Genomic DNA, 17,876 nt, shown 5'->3' on the forward strand with positions numbered 1-17,876 from the left:
CCTCGGCACACACTATGCAGTGAAGTGGCCGCCCCGCTTCGGTTTATACATGTAACCGCCCGGCAGGTTCGGTGTAGGAATCGAGGGGGATGCTCGGGCAGGCGCCAGTGCTGGCGGGCCGGCGTTGAGGGGGAACGCTCTCCATCGACCGATTATTGCGCTGGAACTAGGCTGTGCACGCCCGCCGCTCGCTCAAGGTGTGAATCCCAGTGTTGGTGACGTGGTGGGTGTGTGCACGCGGTCAGGCTGGTTCCTGCTGTCCAGGTGTGTGCGGGCGAGCAGCGAAGCGGGGGAGCTTTGCGCCGTGCACAGGTGGGCAGGAGGCCGCTGACATGGTCGAGCCAGAGGGGGCAGTTCATGGCTCACCGTCATTGACTCGTGACCATCTGCGGTGGGAACGATTGGTTGAGTAGTGAATGATTTGAGCGGTGATCAGCCCATTGTGGACCACGTAGCTTTCTGCACAATCGATAATCTTCACGGGACCATCTGAGTCGGTCCGGAACAGCATTCCTACGTCCGCCTGTGTAATGAGTCGGACATGGGTGTAGGAAGCGTCCTCGGCGCCGGAACGCCATCGTTTGGCTAAGTAACGGACTCCGTCATGGCCGCGATGTATTCCCTTTGTAGAGAGGAGCATCACGTCAGACGCGTAGTTCAGGCGCAAGTCCCACTCCAGGTCACCGTACTTGCGGTACGCCAGATGTGACCGCAGCACCTCATTCGTGGTCCGCGGTGTCCCCATCTGGAGTTCCCTTCCGTAGACGGCCCCGTCGATCGGCTATTCTCCAGCCATACCATGCCACGGTGGAAGGGGGGCTTGTCGCTCAGGACTTTTACCTTTCTTCTTCCAACCGTTATCCAGATACTCGACCAGGAAGCATGCTGATCAAAGAAGAGGGAAGAAGCTGAGATGCCTGGATCAGCTTGCGCCCACTCCCGGCTGACGTAATAGGCCGTTATCGGCGTTTAAGGATGTCGAGTTGCATCCGATGCGAGAACACGACACCGCCTGAGATCGCGTATGGTTTCCGGCGATTATCAGCCTTGAAGGAGCCGGGCGGGCGGCGATGTCACGAGCTTCATGGATGAAAGAGAAGCGCTTTGACCTGCGCGTTTGCATTTGATCATTCATCTAATGAATGATTTGGGCATCTGGTAATCGGTGGTGAAGGAGCCATGTGTCGAGTCGGGGATCTGTTTCTGGTTTCGTTCCGGCGCTCTTGCGGGCCGATGATTCGGTGCTTCTTCGGCCGGAGGAGCAGGTCTTCACCGCAATGGTTGATGGGTGGCGGGATCAACAGCTGGCGCGTGGTCTGAACCAGTCCACTATCGCACCGCGGATCCGTATGGTTACGCGGTTCCAGGCGTTCACCAACGACTATCCGTGGGCTTGGACCGCACCGGATGTCGAGGAATTCACCTCCGAGCTGCGTACCCGCGATCATCAGATTGCGATGAGCACCTTGCGCGCGTATCAATCGGCGATCCGGCTGTTCTGCGACTATATCTGCGATCCGCGCTACCAATGGGTGCCCACCTGCGAACGGCTGTTTGCGTCCCATCCGGTGCAGATCTGCTTTGACTGGAACACTGCCGTGCATACGTCGGATTACGAAGGCAGACCGCAGCGCCGCGCTCTGACCAAGTCTGAGCTGCAGGAGCTGTTCGACCATATGGATGATGAAGTCGTGCGGCTGCGCAAGGCGGGCAGCAAAGGATGGCTGCCGGCGCTTCGGGACGCGGCGGCTTTCAAGACCGCCTACGCCTACGGGCTCAGACGCCGGGAGCTGGCCATGCTGGACCTGGAGGATTTCGGCCCCAATCCACACGCGCCCGAGTTCGGCGGCCACGGCGTTGTCTACGTTCGGTGGGGCAAAGCCACAAAGGGCGGCACTCCGCGGCGCCGCTCGGTCCTGACGGTGTTTCCGTGGTCGGTGGGGGTTCTGGATGAATGGGTCAATACGTACCGTGCGCTCTTTGATACGGGACCTCGCAGCTCAGCGTTATGGCCCAGTGAGCGCGGCGCCCGGGTAACCACAGAGTCGCTTGGCCGGAGGTTCACTCGCTACCGGGATGCTGTGGGGCTGCCTGAGGAGATCGGATTGCACTGCCTGCGCCATTCCTATGTCACCCATCTGATCGAGGACGGATTCGACCCGTTGTTCGTGCAGCAGCAGGTTGGGCACTCCCATGCCTCGACCACCGCGATATACACATCTGTTTCCTCGGATTTCAAGACACGCACCCTGCGTAAGGTGCTGGATGCCGGGATAGCGGAAGCACTGAACAAGCGAGGATCACAATGACCAGACGACGCATCGGTTATAAATGGCACCTGCGCCAGCTGATGGCCGCCCACAACATGTGGAAGACCCCGGATCTGGCGCCACTCCTGAAAGAGCGGGGCATCAGCCTTTCGCCGGCCCAGATCTATCGCCTCGTGGCCGAGGAACCCGAACGGTTGTCCCTGCGGACACTGGCCGCGCTGTGTGACATCTTCGACTGCACACCCAATGACCTGATCGAACCCTATGTCGAGGCGGCCCCCCGCAAGGAAGCCACCGGGAACGCGAAGGTGGTTGAGCTCAATGCCCAGCTCCGTCCACGCCGTGCCAGGATCATCGACGATGAGCAGTGAGCCGACCCCGTAAAGCCCCGCAACCGGATACTTACCCTCCATGCGCCCGATGCCGTCTCGCCTATGAACCTGCCGCGAACTGGCCTGATGGAACAATCTGCGGCTACTGCTACATGGCGGCCAAACGAACCCGGGGAACATGCGAGCAGTGCGGGCATGAAGGCGTCCTGCCGGGGGTCAGTCCGACCGGGCCGCTGTGCCGGTCCTGCGCCGGTATTACCCTGAACGTGGACTGCCGGCGCTGCGGCGCCGAAGGTGAACTCTATTCCGGCGGACGGTGCTGGGCGTGCGCTCTGGAGGATCAAGTCCGCCAAACACTTGCCGGTTCGGACGGTTCAATTCCCACCAAACTTGTCCCCTTGGCCGAGGCCCTTATTAGCATGCGCCGACCAAATAGCGGGATGATCTGGATCAGGCAGAAGCATGTTTCAACGTTGCTGCAATCCCTTGCCGCCGGTCGCATCGACCTTACCCATGAAGCGCTGGATTCGCTTCCGTACTCACGCACACCCGAGTACATCCGCGGTCTCCTGGTCGAACACGAGATACTGCCTCCCCGGGACATCTATCTGGCAAAGTTCCGCACCTGGTCAGCGGCGAAACTTACGACAGTAACCGACCCGGCTCACCGGTCGGTCGCCGAGCGATTCATCCGCTGGCACCAGCTCAAACGTCTCCGCAAAGAAGCAGCTACGAAAGGTTCGGTCAGCCGCGCCCTGTTCCTCAGTGTCAAACAGAGCACCACGGTGGCCGTGAAGTTCCTCAATGGCCTGACCGCGCAGGGCAGGACCCTTGCCGACGTCGATCAGAGAATCGTTGACCGCTGGTATGCTTCCGGCCCGTCCACTAACGCCCTGGCGGAAGTGTTTCTCTATTGGGCGATGACCCACAAACACATCAGAAAAGTGGACCTACCCCGCCGAAAAGCGGCCAGCACTGAGGTATTCGGTCACGGGGAAAGAATCACTGCTATCCGGACGATTCTGACTGAAGACAAGCTTTCACCTGCGGTGAGAATCGCCGCAGGGCTCGTGCTTCTTTACGGACAGCCGCTGAACCGGATTGCGAGTCTAACCACTGACCGGATACGGATCTCCAGCGCGGGCGTGGAGCTCTGCTTCACCTCCGAATGGCTGCCAGTCACCGAGCCGTTCGCATCGCTGCTGCGGACGTGGACAGCCAACCGAACCAACCTGCAAACCGCAGCCCACAACGCCAACAGCCGGTGGCTCTTCCCTAGTCCTGCCCCTGGCCAGCATCTTCCCGCAGCCCTCATTTCGGAGAGACTTAAGGAAAGTGGAATCCCAGCCCAGCTCGGTCGCACGGCGGCGTGGCGACACATGGTAAGAGAAGCACCACCAAGCGTCCTCGCGGAACTACTCGGGTTAAGCTCCGCCACAGCCATGCGTCACGCAGAACTGGCCGGATCCAACTTTGCCCGTTACGCCGCACTCCAACGCAATCACTGATGTGTCTGCCTGGGCGAGGCCGATGGACACACGCTGTGGCACCCTGACAGGCGAGCATCATGGTTGCTCACGGATGTCGAATGAAGCTCCCAAAGGGAGGTTTCCTACTTGCTATGAGCACTCACCCCGAGATCTTCGCTGCTTTTCGAGCCGCAGTTTCAATTCTTGCCCGATGAGTTGTCCACTCGACATCTTCGCCTGCAACTCCATCGAGGGTTTCACGGATAATATCTGCGTGGCCCAGATGTTGTGAGGTCTCGGTGAGCATATGTACCAGCACGGCGAAGAGGGTGACGTCCGAGTGCCACCACGAAACATGTCCGATCGCGTCGATGGGTAAGGACTCAATGGTGGTATCGGCGTGCCGACATGCGCGCTGGTAAGCGGTCATAATTTCATCGCGGGTTTCGTTTTCTGTAGCCCACATGAAGTCACGATTGCGGAACTGTCCATCGAGGGAGGGAACGGGCTGTTCCGGATACGGGCGGCCGAACGCGTGACCGAAATAGGCTGCCTCGTAAAGTGACAGGTGTTTGATCAAGCCTAAGAGATTCGTGCCGGTGGGAGTCATGGGCCGGCGCACGTCATACTCGTTTAGCCCATTGAGTTTTTCTACGAACTGTTCACGGGCATTTTGGTGGCGCTCATGAAGGTGTGCTTTTGCAGATTCGTCGATCATGGACCGAAGCCTACGGCGACTATAGGGCTAGAGATGCGCCTCAGTCCCGGTCGACAGGCAATATTGGCAGCCACGCGTCGCCGGGAGTGATCAGTCACAGCAGTACAACCCATTCGGCGTAGAAGATGCCCAGTCCTAAGGCGACGAACAGACCGGCGATGATCCAGAAGCGGGCCACCACGGTTACCTGTTCCCAGCCCTTGAGCTCGAAGTGATGGTGCAGCGGGGTCATGCGGAAGACTCTTTTGCCCCCCGAAAGTTTGAAGTAGCTCACCTGGATGATGACGGACAAGGTAATCATGACAAACAGTCCCGCCAGGACGATCAGCAGAAGTTGAGTGCGGGACAGGATAGCGAATCCGGCGATTGCGCCTCCAAGGGCTAGGGACCCGGTGTCTCCCATGATGATCTTTGCGGGCGACGTGTTCCACCAGAGAAATCCGACCAATGAGCCGCACAGCGCGGCTGCGATCAGGGACAGGTCCAATGGGTCTCGTACCTCGTAGCAGATGTTCGCGGGCACACCCGGGTTGCTGCACCGCTGGTTGTACTGCCAGAAACCCATCAGCATGTATGCGCCGAACACAAAGATTGACGCGCCGGTGGCAAGACCGTCCAGCTCGTCGGTGACGTTCACACCGTTGGAGGTCGCGGTGAGAATCAGGTTCGACCAGAGGATGAACAAGATGGCGCCGATCAGGGACCCTGCGAAGGCCAGGTCCACGGACGTGTCGCGGACAAAAGAGATTGCGGTGGAGGCTGGAGTACGTCCGTCCGCGTCGGGGAAGTTGAGTGCGAGGACCGCGAATGTCACCCCGACAACCGTCTGACCGACGATCTTCGCGCGGGCAGTGAGTCCAAGACTGCGCTGTCTCGAAATTTTGATGTAATCGTCGAAAAAGCCAACGATGCCCATCCCTACGGTAACCAATAGCAGCAACAGGCCTGAAGCGGTTGGTCCATCGGAGGCGCCGGCCAACATCATGATGCTGTGCGTTGCAAAGTAGGCGATGATCACCGATCCGATGATCCACGCGCCGCCCATCGTGGGTGTTCCACGCTTGGTGTGGTGAGAGGTTGGGCCATCGTCGCGGATGAACTGCCCGTATTCCTTCCGGACCAGAAAGCGAGCGAGCACCGGCGTGCCAAATAAAGCCAGTATCAACGCCACAGCCGCAGCGATCAGCAGCGCGATCATAGAAGGTGCCCCCAAGTTCCCCGGACCGGGTCCGTTTAGTTCCGTCTGTGACTCAGGTGCATTGTCAGGCACCGACGACGACTCATTCGACGCCGATCCTATCGGGTCGTTTCTGCAGCAAGCCCCCCACGCGCCGGCACGGCAGAAGCAATTGCCCATAACTATCGGCCAAAGCAAGAAGCTGGAGCTGCTCCAGAAAGGGGCCGAGGCGAACCTTCTCGCCTCCCGTGCCGTTCGTTCCTAGAACTCGACATCATTGAACACGACGTGTTGCCGGCACTTCGGATTCAGCACTATCGATTCGGAGGCGGTAACCAGCTATCGCCTAAATTTGCTGGCAAGAATTGATGAGTAGGACCCACTCCCGTATGGGGCAATGCAATGAGGTGAGTCCCTGATGTAGCTTCGTCCTGTTGCAGGTGAAGGCCTAGAAGATTGACGAGCGTCGCAGCGACGGCCACGAGGTCTGCGGCGCATCCATGGAAAGTGGGTGTCGAGCATCCTCGCGTTGGAATCAGTTCCTCGTCACCTTCTGCATCCCGCCAAAGCGGGTGATAGAGCTCCAATGAGCCGTCGGAAAGGACGGAAAGACCGGCCCGTTTATCAATCTCCGAAAGACTAAGCTTGGGACTGCTGAAGGTTTAATTGACACTTCGCCTGTGAGGATTTGATCCTTGCGGTGGAAGGATGTTCATCATGCCCAAAGCCTTTCCCGAAGAGTTCCGCCGCGATGTCGTAGCGGTTACCCGCAGGGGAGAAGCGCCCATCACGCAGATTGCCAAGGACTTCGGTGTCTCGCCCGCCGCCCTTCACCGCTGGCTGAAGATCGCCGACAAAGAAGGCGGCGTGAAGTCCGGGGCGGTGTCCGATGACTCCGCGAAGCTGCGGGAGGCCAACAAACGGATCCGGCTCCTGGAACAGGAAGCCGAAGTCATGCGCCGTGCTGTGGCCTATCTGTCCCGGGACATCAATCCAAAAAAATGACTCTTCTATGGGTTTAGTCAAGCCATGATGGTTTGGAGTTGGCGGAAGATGGATCGGCAGACGTAGCGTTTGAGGTTGCGACGGATTTCCCGGTTGGTTTTCCCGTTGGCACGGCTGCGGGCTACGTAGTCTTTGGTTGCGGTGTCGAAGCTCATGCGGGTTCTGACGATGACGTCGAAGGCGCGGTTGAGTTGGCGGTCGCCGGAGCGGTTCAGCCGGTGCCGGGTTGTGTTGCCGGAGGATGCGGGGCGTGGTGCGACTCCGCCGAGTGCGGCGAAGGCTGCTTCGGATCGGATCCGGCCGTGGTGGGAGTAGGCGCAGATGATGATCGCGGCGGTTACTGGGCCGACTCCGGGAATTGTTTGGAGTCCCGGGGCAAGTTCCTCGGCGAGCTGCGCAAGTGCTTTGTGGTTTTCGGTGAGCTGGTTGCTGAGGTCTTTGATGGCGAGAGCGAGTCGTTTGGCTTCGGTCCGGGCGATCCGTGAGACGGCGTCGATGGTGGTGGTGTTCCGCCAGGCCGCGATTGTGGTGACCTGCGCTTCGGTGAGGGACGCGCGGGCATCGACGCCTAGGTCTGTGCCGCGCAGCAGTGCTGTAAGGGCGTTCCGGTTCGCGGTGCGCTGCTGGTCCAGGAGGGACCGTGAGGCGAGCAGGATCCGCAATGCTGTTCGGGTTCCTGCGGCGCGGGGTGTGATGACGTGGTCGCGTTCCCTGCCGAGAACGGACCGGGCGGCGGCTTCTGCGTCGATCGGATCCGATTTGCCGGTCAATGCCCGCGACGAGCGGGAAGGCGGTCTCACCTCGCCTACTTCGATGCCTCCGGCGTGCAGGGCCTCGGTGAGACGCGCGCCGTAGGAGGAGGTTCCCTCCACGGCAGCGAAGACGGTCTGTCCGCCGGTTCGTCGTCGGATCCACGCAAGCGCTCGGTCCATTCCCGGCCCCGTGCTCGGGAACGCTGCGGTGTCGACTATCGCACCGGTTGCGCTGTGAATCGTCGTGAAGGTGTGTGTGCGGGCGTGGGTGTCGACTCCGACGACGAATTCGAAGTCTTCGGCGATGATCGTCATGGTTTGTCCTCCTTCAGTGAACCGGTCAGGTTGGCCGGAGCCTGCTGTTGTTCGCTTCGGAGACGCATCTGTAACGAGTCACACCCGTGGGTGGACAATCTTCTGATTAGGTCATCCGTGCGGGCAGGCCGGTCCTGGGAAACAGGGCGGACGCGTCATTTTCAAGACACCGCGGTTGCGGGTCGGATATACCCTGAGTCACGCACCGCTTCCCGAGACCAGCCTGCCAGCCAGCCCCTGGCCGGCTAATGACCATTACAGATGTACCCGCTGGTTCGCGAGCTGGCTGCCAAGGACGCCCCGATCAGGGTCCCCGTGGTAGTGTCCTGCCGGGTACTGAATTTCTCCAGACAGGCCTACTACCAGTGGGCCGCCAACCCAGTCCCCGCTCGGGACTGGGAAGAAGCCCACCTGATCAACACCGCCATCGATCACCACCACGACGATCCGGCCTTAGGATACCGGTTCATCGCCGATGAGATCAACGCCGCGCGTTGACTCATCAAAGATGCCCGCGTAGCTGCTATCGAAGAATCATTTGGTAATGCCCGCGTAGCGGCGCGTCTGCCGGGGTGGCAACCGTCGCCCCGGCACTGTGAGCCATGGAGCTTTCGATGAGCGAACGCAAGGCCGTCACGAAGACTACTGCCCTCCGATATGCCCGGTCGGATCGAGCGGCGAAGAAGGTGATCCTGGATGAGTTATGTGCCCTGACCAGTTGGCATCGTGATCATGCGCGTAAGGCGCTGCGGCAGGCCCTGGTGCTCAAGCAGGTCAAGCGCAGGCCGCCCAGGGTCCCGCTCTATGGGGAAGACGTGATCGAGGCGCTGCGGTTCTGCTGGGCCGTTCAGGGCACCCTGTGCGGGCGGCTGCTGGCAGCAGCGCTGCCGGACCTGGTTCCGCGGCTGCTCCGGTTTAAGGAGCTGACGATTGAGGACGGGACGGCGGCGTTGCTGCTGAAGATCGCCCCTGCCACCATCGACCGCCGGCTCAAGGCAGACCGGGGGAAACTCGACCCAAGAGGCCGTTCCCACACCAAGCCCGGAACACTGCTCAAGGACTCCATCCCGATGCGGACGTGGGCCGAATGGGACGATGCGGTGCCCGGCTTTGTTGAGATCGATCTGGTCGGCCACGAAGGCGGCAATTCCAAAGGTGAGTTCTGCTTCACCCTGACAATCACTGACATTTGTACGGGGTGGACCGAGACCCGGTCGGTGAAGAACAAGGCCCAGAAATGGGTGTTCGCCGCGATCAAGGAAGCGACCGCGGCGTTCCCGTTTCCGATCATCGGGATCGATTCGGACAACGGGAGCGAGTTCATCAATTGGGAGCTGCTGCGGTGGTGTGAACAGGGACAACTGACGTTCACCAGATCCAGGTCCGGGAACAAAAATGACGGCGCCCACGTGGAACAAAAGAACTGGCATGTGGTCCGGCAAACCGTCGGATACCACCGCTACGACACGGCGGCTGAGCTGGACTTGCTGAACCGGATCTGGGCATTGCAAGGGCAGCTGACCAACCACTTTGGGCCCCAGCAGAAATTCGTCAAGAAGATCCGAACCGGCGCAAAGATCACCAAGAAGTACGATCTGCCGGCGACACCGTACGAGCGGGTCTTGGCCGACGAAGGAACGGTCCGGAAACTCGTGAAGACCAGGTTGAAGCGGGAGAACAAGCCTTTGAACCCGGCGGCAATCCAACGTCAGGTTCAAGCCCTCTGCGCTGACCTGCTCACACTGACTACAGCGAAGCAGGGCCCAAAAAGCCAACCAACCATCCGGGCATTATCAAATGATTCCACGATCAAAGCTACGCGGGCATCTTGACATGATTCCTCGGGCGCCGGTCCAAGGCCTGGGGCAAGTGAACGCCGGATCTGGCGGCTGTGCTCTCAGAACGGCATCCTGTCGGTGATCCACCGTCGGCGCCGCTCAGGGCTCAAGGCCGGCCCTCCGGTCCACGATGACCTCATCGAACGGGACTTCAGCGCCACGGCACCAAATTGGAAGTGGCTGACGGACATCACCGAGCACCACACTGAGGAGGGCAAGCTGTACCTGTGCGCCATCAAGGACCTGCACTAGAACCGGATCGTCGGGTATTCCATGGACGGACGGATGAAAGCATCTCTGGCCGTCGCCGCCCTGGACCATGCCGTGGCCCTTAGGAAACCGGCGGACATGGTGGTCCACTCCGACAGGGGTCCCAGTTCAGATCCAGAAAGTTCGTCCTGGCTTTGAACACCTACGGGCTGCACGGATCGATGGGCCCGGTAGGGGCATGCGGTGACAATGCCGCGTGTCAGCGATGGAATCGTTCTTCTCCTTGCTTCAAAAGAACGTCCTGAACCGCAAACGGTGGGAGACCCGGGCCGAACTCCGGCTCGCCATCACGACCTGGATCGAGCGCAGCTACCACCGAAAGCGCCGTCAGCGAGCCCTCGGACGGCTGACACCCATCGAGTTTGAGACAATAAAAAACGCGGCCCCAGCCGCGTAAGAAAATATCAACCCCAGCTGTCAATTAAACCTTCAGCAATCCCGTCCACCTCCCGAAGGCGGTTTAACGGGTGCCCGGCACACCACTCGGTCCAGCGAGTCCGTACTCGCCGACCACCTGCAGCTTGTCAGGAATGCTGGTACCGCCAGGCGGGGATGCTTCCAGGAACTACGAGAGCGTCCAGCGGAACTGTCTCGTACTTTTGTCTTGCATCGCATGCCTTACGAGACCTGAAGTCCTCAGTCCAGCTGCAAGCAGCCATCGAAACCGCAGTGTCCCGATCTCAGGAATTGAGCGAGTGAATTCTGCCGAAATCGGCGGCGCTCAGGCCGGCGATGCTCCTCGAGCATGTTCGAAGACCAGATTCGTTTGTGTGCCCGCGACAGCAGGATTGGAGGACAAATGCTGCAGAACAAACCGTCTGATGTGATCGGTATCGCGAGCTGTTATGTGGATCAGGAAGTCATCGGCTCCGCCCAGTACAAAGATTTGCGATATCTCAGGAAGTTGTCGAAGCTCTTCCCCAAAAGTGGTCATCAGGTGCCGCGCCCCCGGGCGGAGTCTGACACTGACCAGAGCCTGCAGCGGCATCCCCAGCGATTCGGCATCCACATCAACGGTGAACCGCTGAATCACCCCTGCTTGTTTGAGGGCTCTGAGACGCAATAAGCAGGTCGACGGGGCAATCCTCAGCGCATCCGCCAGCGACTGATTGGTCCTCCGAGAGTTCTCAACCAGCAAGGCGAGCAACTTCAAATCCGTCGAGTCCAGTTCAGGGCGCAGTTTCTTCGGCTCAGTCACCTATTTCAATCTTCCTGTCGAAGTTTCGCTACTTACTCTCACCCTCTTCCGAAGATTGCTCATAGTTTAGCTGAAGAGCTCCAATAATCTGCCAGTCTTAGCCAACAGTAAGCCATCCTGCGAAAGGCAGACCATGATCATCGCAGTGCCCAAAGAAGTAAAAAACAACGAGTTCCGCGTAGCCATCACTGCATCTGGTGTCCAGGAATTCCGCGCCAACGGTCACGATGTCCTCGTTCAAACCCGAGCCGGTATTGGATCAGGCATCAGCGACCAGGAATACGCTGCGGCAGGAGCCGAGCTTGTAGATAACGCTGACGATCTGTGGGCCCGCGCTGATATGGTCCTCAAGGTCAAAGAACCTGTAGCAGCCGAATATCACCGCTTCCGCGAGGGCCTAATCCTCTTCACCTACCTGCACCTGGCAGCTGAACCTGAATTGACCCGGGCCCTGATCGAAGCTGGGGTGACTGCCATCGCTTACGAAACGGTGCAGACGGCCACACGGGCACTGCCCCTGCTGGCACCGATGTCCGAAGTCGCCGGACGCCTTGCGGTGCAGGTGGGCGCCACCTCGCTGATGGCCCCCGAAGGAGGTAAGGGCGTGCTGATCGGCGGTGTGCCAGGTGTTCGGCCCGCGAAGGTAGTAGTACTGGGCGCCGGTGTTGCCGGCACGAACGCAGCGGCGATGGCCTTGGGTCTCGGAGCCGACATCACCATCCTCGATATCAACATCAACCGTCTGCGTGAACTCGACGCGCTGTACCAGGGCCGGCTCAAGACCGTGGCCTCCAACAGCTACGAAATCGAAAAGTCCGTCATCGAGGCTGATCTCGTCATCGGTTCCGTTCTAATCCCAGGATCGAAAGCGCCGAAGCTAGTCACCAACGAACTCGTATCCCGCATGAAGCCCGGCTCCGTGTTGGTCGACATCGCCGTTGATCAGGGAGGATGCTTCGAGGACAGCAAGCCCACCACACACGAGACACCTACCTTCACGGTCCACGACACCTTGTTCTACTGCGTTGCCAACATGCCCGGAGCGGTTCCAAACACCTCGACATACGCACTCACAAACGTCACCCTGCGCTACGCCCTCGCTCTGGCAAACCGCGGTGTCCGTGGTGCCATCGAAGCCGATCCCTCTCTTGAAGGAGGCCTCAATGTTGTTGCTAGAAAGATCACCCATCAGTCCGTGAGCGACGCCCATGGTCTCGAACTCGCGGCTTGGAAAGATCTTCTTCCGGCCTGATTGACTGCCGCCTGGGACAAATCAAAGCGCAGAATCAATCCTTCGCAGCCACCTCCACTAGTAGGGTCAAAACGACGGTGATCGACTGTTCAACGCACCGGCGCTCCTTCACCTCCCGTGTCGCAGTTCGCGGCAGACATAGTAAGAGCATGGACTTTGAAAACGTCGCCGGCGGTTATCTCAGCAAGGAATGGTGGTCTCAACCGGTCAACGCACCACCACTTGGCTGTATGAGTGGGTGGAGGTGCGTGTGGAGCTCACGACGGAGCAGCAGCAGGCAATCTGGGAAGGGTGGCGGGACGGTGAAAGTTCCGCCTGGTTGGGGCAACCGGCGCATATGATCCAGAACTCCCTCCGAGGTCACGGGGGGCATCAAGCTGCAGTTTCCTCGCCGGAACCATCAGCACCACTTAAGCCTTCAAGACGGCTCCAAGTGGTCCAAAACTTGACACTACAACACTAAACATATTGTTCACGCTACGCACTAAAGTTCGGTGAGTGAACACCGAATGTTGTGCCAACGCCAGTCAACCGGAGCTGATATGAAACAGGCTTATATCTACGATGCTGTCCGTACCCCCTTTGGGAAGTTCGGCGGAGGGCTGGCGGGAGTTCGGTCCGACGACCTTGCAGCACACGTTGTGCGCGAATCGGTAGGCCGTGTCCCGAAGCTGGACCCTGCGCAGGTCGATGAGGTGATTCTGGGCAATGCCAACGGCGCTGGGGAGGAAAACCGGAATGTTGCCCGGATGGCCACTCTGCTCGCGGGGCTTCCCACCTCGATCCCCGGCACCACGGTGAACCGTCTCTGTGGCTCGAGTTTGGACGCCGCGATTATCGGGTCGCGGCAGATCAATGCAGGAGATGCTGATGTGGTGCTGATCGGTGGGGTTGAATCTATGAGCCGTGCGCCGTGGGTGCTGCCCAAGACAGAAAAGCCCTACCCCGCGGGGAACCAAATGCTTGTTTCCACTACCCTGGGCTGGCGCCTAGTTAACCCTGCTATGGCCGCCGAATGGACAGTTTCTCTGGGCGAGGCCACCGAACAGTTGCGGCAAAAGTACAACATCACCAGGGAGCGCCAGGACGCTTTCGCTGCCCGCTCGCACCGGCTGGCCGACGCCGCCTGGAGCAAAGGTTTCTTCGATGATCTGGTCACCTTTGTTCCGGGCACCGACGTCACTCGTGACGAATCCATCCGTCCCGGCAGCACCGTGGAGAAGCTAACCGCCCTCAACACGGTTTTCCGGCCGGCAGGGGAGGGATCTTCCGCCGGCACCGTCACCGCGGGAAATGCCTCGCCTCTGAATGACGGGGCATCGGCGGCGTTCCTCGGCAGCGAGGGTGCCGCAGAGAAATTCGGCTTGCCCCCGATTGCCCGTATCGCAGGCCGCGGTGCCGCCGGTACCGATCCGCAGTACTTCGGGTTCGCCCCGGTGGAAGCCGCCAACCGCGCACTGGATAAGGCCGGGATCGGCTGGGACCAGGTCGGCGCCATCGAACTCAATGAGGCCTTCGCGGCACAGTCCTTGGCCTGCATTGATGCTTGGAAAATCGATCCGGATATCGTTAATCGCCACGGTGGCGCGGTGGCGATCGGTCATCCGCTGGGTGCGTCCGGTACCCGGATCCTCGGTACCCTGGCCCGCAGCCTGCAGTTCACCGGGGAGCGCTGGGGCGTCGCCGCCATCTGTATCGGCGTCGGACAGGGACTCGCCGTCGTGCTCGAGAACGTCTCCGCCTGAAACGGAACACACCAAGGGAGAACAGCAGTGCTTACTATTACCCGGACGTGGACCAAACAGTTGCTGGGATCCACGACGGCGCCACTGTCCTGATCGACAGGCTCCATAACGCCGGATAGCCGGTGGAACTCATCGAAGCGCTGTTGCGCCGGGGTCCGGGCAACCTGACCGTTGTCAACAACGATGCTGGCAACGGACGGTCCGCGCTGGCCGCACTGATCGGCGCGGGACGGGTAACCAAGATGGTTTGTTCATCTCCACGCCAGTCGGACTCGCAACTGTTCGCACCAAATACCGGGCGGGGGAAATTGAGCTGAAATTGGCCCCACAGGGCAACTTCGCTGAACGGATCCGTACCACTGAAGCCGGAATCGGTGGGTTCCTCACCCCGCCGGGTACGGAACCATCCTCGCCGAGGGGAAGGAACCTGCGTCATGGACGGCAGAAGATATGTAATGAAAGTCCTATCCACCTTGACTTTTTCCTGATCAAGGCCCTGAAGGCGGACAGGTTCGGCAATCTCATTTGCTGCAAGGATGCGGGTAACTTCGGCCCAATTATGGCTTCGACTGCCTGCCAAGCACATCGGCGCACCGGACGCCTTTCCCGCCGTGGGGCGGGTTTGGACCTCGCCACCGGCGCCATCGGGTCGCAATCGCGGAGGCAGGGCATCGCGTGCCGGCGTAGTATTCTCGAGACCGTCCTGGCCGCGACGCCGATTTTCGGCCCGAGCAGGTCGGGGCCCTGCCGGTGCTTGGTCCGGGCAGCCAGGACCTTCTGCTCGACCTCGGGCGCGGTCCGGGTAGGCATCGTGTGCGGCCGTGAGGACCGAGTCTCCAGGCCTCTCGCCCTCGACCTCGTAACGGACGATCCAGGTCCTGGCGCACTTGCGGGAAATTTCCATCGCCGCGGCGATGTGGGCCTGCTTCCATCCGGCCTGATGCCGCTCGACGATCAGCCTGCGGCCATGGACAGTTAGACGGGCATTACGGTGGAACACGAGAACCTCCGAGTTGAAGTGGGCCTTAGACAAGCCACATCACACTCGGAGGTTCTCCCTCGTTCAACCAGACTCGCCGCCCTGAGTATTTGATGCCTTGAGAGCCACTCAATCTTGCGCTTCAGAGCCACCGATCGTGCGGAAGAGAGCCAGTGGTGGTGTGCTTGGGAGCCACTGGCCCTCGACCTCATCGTTAGGCGCTGGCCAGGGCGGTCTGCTCCCTCATGTTGTAGGTACCGGTGTCGACCCAGGTGGTGTTGTGGATGATGCGGGTCCATGATGGCGTCGGCGTGGACGCCGGCGCCGAGGCGGTGATGCCAGTCCTTCTGCTGATACTGGGTGCAGAACACCGTCGACGTCTCGCCGTAACGGCGCTCCATCAACTCCAGCAACATCGTCCGCATCGATTCCGTCGGCCGATCAAGTAACCACTCGTCGATGACGAGCAGGGTGAAGGTAGCGTATTTCCGGAGGAACTTGCCGGCGCCGCCGGGGGTGTCTTGAGCTGCGACCCAGGCCTCTTCGAGGTCGGGCATCCGAACATAATGGGCGCGGATCCGATGTTCGCAGGCGCGTTTCGCGATCGCGCAGCCCAGATACGACTTCCCCGACCCGGTGAACCCCTGGAAGACGACGTTCTGCTGCCGAGTGACGAACAAGCAGGTCCCGAGTTGGGTCAGGAGCTGCCGGTTGAGGCCGCGCTCGTCGAGCAGGTCGATGCGCCGCAGGCCCGCGTTGGGGTAACGAAGCCCCGCCCGTCGGATCAGCCCGTCCACTTTCGAGTGCATGAAGGTGGAGTAGGCGTCGTCGACGACCAGGCGGACCCGTTCCTCGAACGACAAGCTGATGCTGAGGGTGTCGTCTTGGAGGTCGATGGCCTCCACCAGCTCGCCGGCGTTCATCTCGCGGAGCTTGCGTTTGGTCTCCCCATCCAGGACGCTCGTCGGGTGCCTCCGGCGTAGTAGGCGCCGCCGCGAACATAACCGCCATCATCCGGCTCGGGCTCGGGGGTGTGCCCGGTTTTGTCCTGTCCGGTGTCGAGGATCGGCCGCAGGTGCGCATAGCGGGGTGAGCGGATCGGGCCCCGCAGCGCCAGCGCGCAGGCCGCTTCGAGGCGTGCCGGGGAGAATCGGCGCGACAGTTTCAGCACCGCCAGCGCCGCGTCGAAGCCAGCCTCATCGATGAACACGGTCTCGAAGATCTTGGCTGTCACTGCCGCCGTCGCAGGTCCGACCCGCGCCGCCCACTCCTCGATCCGGCCCCGGTCCCAGGCCTCGAAGCTGCGCCCCTCGGGCAGGTTCGCCTCGTTCGTCCGATACTGGTTGCTGGCCGTGGCCGGCAGCAGCAAATGGCTGGTCAGGCGCTCGTCACGCCGGTAAACCTCCAGCATCGTCTCCGTCACGCGCAAGTCAACGAGGGCGCCGATATGGCTGAAAGGGACGGAATAGAAGTTCTTCGCCCAAACCACGTGAGCGTTGGGGTTCACCTTGCGTTTATAGACCCACGTGCTGATCTCGAATGGGGCCGCCGGCAGCCCCTGCAACAACGGCTTCTCCTCCGCGGTGAACACACTGAGGCGTGACCGGTCACGTTTCTGGAACGGCTCCCGGTTATAGGCATCGATCTGTTCCCGGATCCGCAGGCGCAGCTGCGCCAGCGACGTAAACTGCTCGTGCCGGAGGCCGGCGATGACCCAGGTCGCGACATGGGAAACCGTGTTCTCGGCACCACTCTTGTCTCGAGGGTGGCGAACTTTGCCCGGGAGGACCGCGGCCGAGTAGTGCGCCGCCATCTTCCGGTAAGCGTCGTTGAGCACGACCTCGCCCTCCTTCGGGTGGGAAATCACCCCGGTCTTCAAATTGTCCGGGGCCAGGCGCGGGACGCTGCCACCGAAGAACGCGAACATCGCCGTGTGGGCGCGCAGCCACGACTCCTGCTTCATGTCCAGGCTCGCTTCCACGAACGCATACCGGCTGAACGGCAGGCACGCGACGAACAAATACACCCTCGACAGCTCACCCGTCGTCGAATCCAACAGCTGCATCGTGGGTCCGGACCAGTCGACCTCGATACTGCGGCCGGCCTTGTGCCCGACCCTTGACGTCGCCCCCGAGACGGCGGCGTGTTCGCCATAGAGGCGACAGAACCGGTCATAGCTCATCGTTGCCTGCGCCATTGACGCTGCGTCGACATACTCCTGGTGCAACAGCTTCAACGTCACCCCGACCCGGGCCAACTCAGCGTGAACCCGGGGCCAGTCCGGCTGCGCGAAGGCGCTCTCATGAACGCCGCGGCCGGGGAACACGGCCGCATACACCTCGGCTTCCGACCGCTCCGCGACGTCATCCCAGACGACGCCCAGCCGGTCCGCTGCAATCGAGCACCGCCTGGACGCTATTGCGTGCGATGTGCGCCGAGGCGATCGACCTGCCTGACAAACCCTGATTTCGTAACTGCAAGACAAGTTTCGCCTTGATCTTCCGTACCATTACCGGTACTCCTCCCACCACGTGGCCATCACATGGTGGGAGGAGC

At 60.7% G+C, this 17,876-nt stretch carries 11 protein-coding genes and 7 pseudogenes; 10 read left to right on the forward strand and 8 right to left on the reverse strand.

Translation table 11 applies throughout. The features are described from left to right. Window positions 1–355 precede the first annotated feature (355 nt). A complete protein-coding gene (locus tag ACZ2GY_RS07005) occupies window positions 356–745 on the reverse strand; it encodes a hypothetical protein (RefSeq protein WP_471673348.1) in 390 nt (129 codons plus the stop codon). Window positions 746–1,181: 436 nt separating this feature from the next. On the opposite strand from ACZ2GY_RS07005, the gene ACZ2GY_RS07010 reads away from it, so the two are divergent. The 3 genes from ACZ2GY_RS07010 (at window position 1,182) to ACZ2GY_RS07020 (ending at window position 4,110) form a co-directional block, all read left to right on the forward strand. Then, on the forward strand, window positions 1,182–2,309 hold the full coding sequence (locus ACZ2GY_RS07010; protein ID WP_471672474.1) for a tyrosine-type recombinase/integrase: 1,128 nt from the start codon (window positions 1,182–1,184) through the stop codon (window positions 2,307–2,309). Continuing rightward, the gene (locus tag ACZ2GY_RS07015) at window positions 2,306–2,641 is read left to right on the forward strand and encodes a helix-turn-helix domain-containing protein (protein WP_471672473.1); all 336 of its coding nucleotides are present in this window, start codon (window positions 2,306–2,308) and stop codon (window positions 2,639–2,641) included. The genes ACZ2GY_RS07010 and ACZ2GY_RS07015 overlap by 4 nt, the downstream gene beginning before the upstream one ends. 401 nt (window positions 2,642–3,042) lie before the next feature. Continuing rightward, on the forward strand, window positions 3,043–4,110 hold the full coding sequence (locus ACZ2GY_RS07020) for a hypothetical protein (RefSeq protein ID WP_471672472.1): 1,068 nt from the start codon (window positions 3,043–3,045) through the stop codon (window positions 4,108–4,110). A 121-nt stretch (window positions 4,111–4,231) separates the two neighbouring features. Here ACZ2GY_RS07020 and ACZ2GY_RS07025 read toward each other — a convergent pair whose 3' ends face one another. After that, window positions 4,232–4,789: a DinB family protein gene (locus ACZ2GY_RS07025; protein WP_400586495.1), complete on the reverse strand. Its 558-nt coding sequence runs from the start codon at window positions 4,787–4,789 to the stop codon at window positions 4,232–4,234. A 94-nt stretch (window positions 4,790–4,883) separates the two neighbouring features. Then, window positions 4,884–5,987, reverse strand: coding sequence for a phospho-N-acetylmuramoyl-pentapeptide-transferase (gene mraY / locus ACZ2GY_RS07030; protein WP_471672471.1), 1,104 nt, complete (start codon window positions 5,985–5,987; stop codon window positions 4,884–4,886). Window positions 5,988–6,683: 696 nt separating this feature from the next. Between mraY and ACZ2GY_RS07035 the strand changes: the two are divergent. Further along, window positions 6,684–6,965 (forward strand): annotated as a pseudogene (locus ACZ2GY_RS07035) (transposase); the annotation flags it as partial. A 23-nt stretch (window positions 6,966–6,988) separates the two neighbouring features. On the opposite strand, the gene ACZ2GY_RS07040 reads toward ACZ2GY_RS07035, so the two are convergent. Then, the gene (locus ACZ2GY_RS07040; RefSeq protein WP_471673349.1) at window positions 6,989–8,038 is read right to left on the reverse strand and encodes an IS110 family RNA-guided transposase; all 1,050 of its coding nucleotides are present in this window, start codon (window positions 8,036–8,038) and stop codon (window positions 6,989–6,991) included. 252 nt (window positions 8,039–8,290) lie between these two features. Here ACZ2GY_RS07040 and ACZ2GY_RS07045 point away from each other — a divergent pair. The 3 genes and pseudogenes from ACZ2GY_RS07045 to ACZ2GY_RS07055 all read left to right on the forward strand — a co-directional run. After that, window positions 8,291–8,521 (forward strand): annotated as a pseudogene (locus ACZ2GY_RS07045) (IS3 family transposase); the annotation flags it as partial. Between the two features lie 131 nt (window positions 8,522–8,652). Then, window positions 8,653–9,870, forward strand: a complete 1,218-nt coding sequence (locus tag ACZ2GY_RS07050) for an integrase catalytic domain-containing protein (protein ID WP_171585950.1) — start codon at window positions 8,653–8,655, stop codon at window positions 9,868–9,870. Window positions 9,871–9,903: 33 nt separating this feature from the next. Further along, a pseudogene (locus tag ACZ2GY_RS07055) lies at window positions 9,904–10,543 on the forward strand (IS3 family transposase); the annotation flags it as partial. A 324-nt stretch (window positions 10,544–10,867) separates the two neighbouring features. Here ACZ2GY_RS07055 and ACZ2GY_RS07060 read toward each other — a convergent pair. Then, window positions 10,868–11,344 carry an Lrp/AsnC ligand binding domain-containing protein gene (locus ACZ2GY_RS07060; RefSeq protein WP_171585947.1) on the reverse strand — a complete coding sequence of 159 codons (477 nt, stop codon included), beginning with the start codon at window positions 11,342–11,344 and terminating at the stop codon, window positions 10,868–10,870. 133 nt (window positions 11,345–11,477) lie between these two features. On the opposite strand from ACZ2GY_RS07060, the gene ald reads away from it, so the two are divergent. From ald to ACZ2GY_RS07075, 3 genes and pseudogenes are all read left to right on the forward strand, one after another. Then, on the forward strand, window positions 11,478–12,596 hold the full coding sequence (gene ald / locus ACZ2GY_RS07065) for an alanine dehydrogenase (protein ID WP_171585946.1): 1,119 nt from the start codon (window positions 11,478–11,480) through the stop codon (window positions 12,594–12,596). 542 nt (window positions 12,597–13,138) lie between these two features. Then, on the forward strand, window positions 13,139–14,341 hold the full coding sequence (locus ACZ2GY_RS07070) for a thiolase family protein (RefSeq protein ID WP_171585945.1): 1,203 nt from the start codon (window positions 13,139–13,141) through the stop codon (window positions 14,339–14,341). A gap of 122 nt (window positions 14,342–14,463) precedes the next feature. After that, window positions 14,464–14,849: pseudogene (locus ACZ2GY_RS07075) on the forward strand (CoA-transferase); the annotation flags it as partial. 134 nt (window positions 14,850–14,983) lie between these two features. On the opposite strand, the pseudogene ACZ2GY_RS07080 reads toward ACZ2GY_RS07075, so the two are convergent. The 3 pseudogenes from ACZ2GY_RS07080 to istA all read right to left on the reverse strand — a co-directional run. Then, a pseudogene (locus ACZ2GY_RS07080) lies at window positions 14,984–15,341 on the reverse strand (leucine zipper domain-containing protein); the annotation flags it as partial. A 193-nt stretch (window positions 15,342–15,534) separates the two neighbouring features. Further along, window positions 15,535–16,243, reverse strand: a pseudogene (locus ACZ2GY_RS07085) (ATP-binding protein). Further along, window positions 16,240–17,830 (reverse strand): annotated as a pseudogene (gene istA, locus ACZ2GY_RS07090) (IS21 family transposase). Before istA ends, ACZ2GY_RS07085 begins: the two co-directional pseudogenes overlap by 4 nt. Between the last annotated feature and the right edge of the window lie 46 nt (window positions 17,831–17,876).

The sequence above is a fragment of the Arthrobacter sp. KKT183 genome (assembly GCF_055657625.1).